Annotated in this window: 4 protein-coding genes; 3 read left to right on the top strand and 1 reads right to left on the bottom strand. The window is 72.1% G+C overall.

Translation table 11 applies throughout. The features are described 5' to 3' along the window. The first annotated feature begins 100 nt into the window (after nucleotides 1-100). The 3 genes from CCR87_RS00970 (at nucleotide 101) to recR (ending at nucleotide 2956) form a co-directional block, all read left to right on the top strand. Nucleotides 101-1888: a DNA polymerase III subunit gamma/tau gene (locus CCR87_RS00970; RefSeq protein WP_201155461.1), complete on the top strand. Its 1788-nt coding sequence runs from the start codon at nucleotides 101-103 to the stop codon at nucleotides 1886-1888. A gap of 70 nt (nucleotides 1889-1958) precedes the next feature. Beyond that, complete coding sequence (locus tag CCR87_RS00965; RefSeq protein WP_201155460.1) at nucleotides 1959-2312, top strand: YbaB/EbfC family nucleoid-associated protein; 354 nt, start codon at nucleotides 1959-1961, stop codon at nucleotides 2310-2312. Nucleotides 2313-2353: 41 nt separating this feature from the next. Then, a complete protein-coding gene (gene recR, locus CCR87_RS00960; protein ID WP_201155459.1) occupies nucleotides 2354-2956 on the top strand; it encodes a recombination mediator RecR in 603 nt (200 codons plus the stop codon). A gap of 16 nt (nucleotides 2957-2972) precedes the next feature. On the opposite strand, the gene CCR87_RS00955 is transcribed toward recR, so the two are convergent. Further along, a partial coding sequence (locus CCR87_RS00955; protein WP_201155458.1) for an MFS transporter occupies nucleotides 2973-3917 on the bottom strand: 945 nt, incomplete at its 5' end.

Below are 3917 nucleotides of genomic sequence, written 5' to 3'. Positions count from 1 at the left end.
TGCGGAGCGGGCGCAGGCCCCCGCCGCGCCACCTGGCCGGGTGGACGCCGCCCGCCCCGCACCCTAGCCTGCCCCAAAGTCAGAATCCCCCGAGGCGCCCATGTCCGACACCTCCGCCTATCAGGTCCTCGCCCGCAAGTACCGGCCCGAGACCTTCGCCGACCTGATCGGCCAGGAGGCGATGGTCCGCACCCTCCGGAACGCCTTCAAGTCGGGGCGCATCGCGCATGCCTTCATCCTGACGGGCATCCGCGGCACCGGCAAGACCACCACCGCGCGCATCATCGCCAAGGGCCTCAACTGCATCGGCCCCGACGGCACCGGCGGCCCCACCACCAGCCCCTGCGGCGTGTGCGAGCCCTGCCGCGCCATCGCCGCCGGCCGCCACGTCGACGTGCTGGAGATGGACGCCGCCTCGCGCACCGGCGTGGGCGACATCCGCGAGATCATCGACAGCGTCGCCTACCGCGCGGCCTCGGCGCGCCACAAGGTCTACATCATCGACGAAGTCCACATGCTGTCGACCAACGCCTTCAACGCGCTTCTGAAAACGCTGGAGGAACCCCCCGCGCACGTCAAGTTCCTCTTTGCCACCACCGAGATCCGCAAGGTGCCCGTCACCGTGCTGTCGCGCTGCCAGCGGTTCGACCTGCGCCGGATCGAGCCGGAGGTGATGATGGCCCACCTCGGCCGCATCAGTGAGGCCGAGGGCGCCGAGGTCGCCGCGGAGGCGCTCGCGATGATCACCCGCGCGGCCGAAGGGTCGGTGCGCGACGCGCTCAGCCTGCTCGACCAGGCGATCAGTCACGGCCAGGGCGCCACCTCGGCCGAGGCCGTGCGCGCGATGCTGGGGCTCGCGGACCGGGGCCGGGTGATGGACCTTCTGGATCTGATCCTGCGGGGCGATTGCGCGGGCGCGCTGCGCGAACTCGGCGGGCAATACGCCGACGGCGCCGACCCGATCGCGGTGCTGCGCGACCTGGCCGAGGTCACGCACTGGGTCAGCGTGGTCAAGATCACCCCGGACGCGTCCGAGGACCCCACCGTGTCCTCGGACGAGCGTGCGCGCGGCCGCGACATGGCCGAGCGCCTGCCGATGCGGGTCCTCAGCCGGATGTGGCAGATGCTGCTCAAGGCGCTGGAAGAGGTCGCGCATGCGCCCAACGCCATGATGGCGGCCGAAATGGCGGTGATCCGCATGACCCACGTCGCCGACCTGCCCGGCCCGGAGGAGTTGATGCGCAAGCTGGCGGACCCGGCCACACCCGCGGCCCGCGCCCCGCATGGCCCGGCCGGGGGCAACGGCGGCGGCCCGCAGGCCCGGCATGGTCCCGCAGCCGGTACGCCGGCCGCCACATCCCCCGGCACCGGGCCGGGCCCCATCGCCACCGCCCGCGCGCTGGCGCCCGCCCAGGCCGCGCCCAGCCTGTCCGCCTGGCCGGACTTCGACAGCGTCGTGGCACTGATCCGCGACCGGCGCGACATGCCGCTTCTGATGGAGGTGGAGGCGGATGTCCGCCTCGTGCACTATGCCCCCGGCCGGATCGAGTTCGCGCCCACCGACACCGCCGCGCCCGACCTTGCGGCGCGGCTGGCCCAGCGGCTGCGGACGTGGACCGGGGCGCGCTGGACCGTGTCGGTCACCGGGTCGGGCGGCGCCCCCACCATCCGGGAGGCGCGCCGCGCCGCCGAAGGCCGCGCCCGCGCCACCGCCCGGGACAACCCTCTGGTACAGGCCATCCTCGCGGTCTTTCCCACCGCCGAGATCACCGACATCCGCCCCCTCGCCCCGCCCGAGGCGATCCTGCCGGCGGCCCCCGACGACGACCCCGCAGCGGGCGGCGGCGATGACATCCCCGACGACTGGGACCCGTTCGAGGACGACTGACCCGCATCCCGACTTGTCCCGCGCCCGCCCCGCGCGTATCACCCATGCCAGCACAACAGGAGTGATGGCGATGCTGAAGGGACTGGGGGGCCTCGGTGGCCTCGGCGATCTGGGCAAGATGATGAAGGCCGCCCAGGAGATGCAGGGCAAGATGGCGGAGATGCAGGAGAGCCTCGCCGCTGCCACCGTCACCGGCGAAAGCGGCGCGGGGCTGGTCAAGGCCACAGCCACCGGCAAGGGCGAGCTGACGGCGCTGGACATCGACCCGTCGATCTTCAACGCCGACGAGAAGGAAGTGGTGGAGGACCTGATCCTCGCCGCCATCAAGGACGCGCAAAGCCGCGCGAGCGAGTTCAGCCAGGCCGAGATGCGCAAGCTGACCGAGGGCATGGGCCTGCCGGCGGACATGAAACTGCCGTTCTGAGGGCCTCAGGGTCTGCTGACAACTGGCCGGGGGGCGCGGGCATGGCCGAGGCCGGGCGCGAGATCGCGGCCCTGATCGAACAGGTGGCGCGGCTGCCGGGGCTGGGGCCACGCTCCGCCCGGCGGCTGGTGCTGTTCCTGCTCAAGCGGCGCGGGCAGACCATGCTGCCGCTGGCGCAGGCGCTGGAGCGGGTCGCCCGCGGCGCGCGCGACTGTGCGGTGTGCGGCAACATCTCGGGCGCGGAGGTCTGCGACATCTGCACCGACCCCCGTCGCGCCACCGGAGAGATCTGCGTGGTGGCCGATGTGGCCGACCTCTGGGCGCTGGAGCGCGGGGGCACGTTCCGCGGCCGCTACCATGTGCTCGGGGGCCTGCTGTCGGCCCTCGACGCCGTCGGCCCCGAGGAGCTGCGCCTGCCCGCACTGGCCGCCCGCGTGGCCGACGATGGCATCACCGAAGTGATCCTTGCCCTCGACGCCACCGTCGACGGCCAGACCACCGCCCATTACATCGCCGAAGCGCTGGAGGGCACCGGTGCCCGCGTCACCTCGCTGGCGCAGGGGGTGCCCATCGGCGGCGAGCTTGACTACCTCGACGATGGCACGATCACCGCCGCGCTGCGGGCCCGCCGGGCGCTGGACTAGACCACGCCGGGCGCGGTCAGGCGGCCCGTGGCCGCAGCCACAGCCACATCAGCGCCCCGCCCGCCAGCACCAGGAACGGCAGCATGGCGATGTTCACAAGCTGCCAGCCCTGCTCCACCGTGCCCCCGGAACAGTTCAGCAGCCCCCCCGACGACAACGAGGCCAGCGTCACGCCGCCGAACACGATCAGGTCGTTCATGCCCTGAAGCCGCCCACGCTCGGCCACGCCATGGGCCGACGCCAGCATCGCCGTGGCCCCGATGAAGCCGAAGTTCCAGCCGATGCCCAGCAGGATCAGCGAGATGTAGAAGTGCTCCAGCTCCACCCCCATCAACGCCACACCCCCGGCGCCGGCCAGAATCGTCAGCCCCAGCGCAACGATCCGCTCCACCCCGAAGCGGTTGATCAGATGCCCGGTAAAGAACGACGGCGCATACATCGCCAGCACATGCGCCGAGACGATGTCGGCCGCCTGTCCGGTGGTGAACCCGCACCCCACCACCGCGATCGGCGTGGAGGTCATCACCAGGTTCATCAGCGCATAGGACACCGTGGCGCAGATGATCGCCACGGCGATGCGCGGCTCGCGCAGAAGCGCCATCCGGCTGCGGCCGGGGGCTGCGCCGGGGCGCGGCGCGGGCGGCCGGGGGATGTCGAGGAACGCAAACAGGAACACGCCCACCAGATTGACCGCGATCACCGCAAGATAGACGCCCAGGAACGGCACCACCATCACATCGGCCGTCACCTTGACCAGCTGCGGACCCAGCACCGCCGACAGGAGGCCCCCCGCCATCACCCAGCTGATCGCCTTGGGGCGGAACCCCTCGGACGCGGTGTCGGCGGCGGCGAAGCGGTAGAACCCCTGCGCCGACATGTAGATGCCCGTCAGGAACGACCCCAGCAGGAACAGCGGAAACGACGCGAGCAACAGCCCCAGCGCCCCCACGGCAGCCCCCAC

Origin of the sequence: Rhodobaculum claviforme (genome assembly GCF_016653255.1) — a bacterium.
GTDB classification, from domain to species: Bacteria; Pseudomonadota; Alphaproteobacteria; order Rhodobacterales; family Rhodobacteraceae; genus Rhodobaculum; species Rhodobaculum claviforme.
This window is presented reverse-complemented; position numbering and strand designations above follow the sequence as displayed.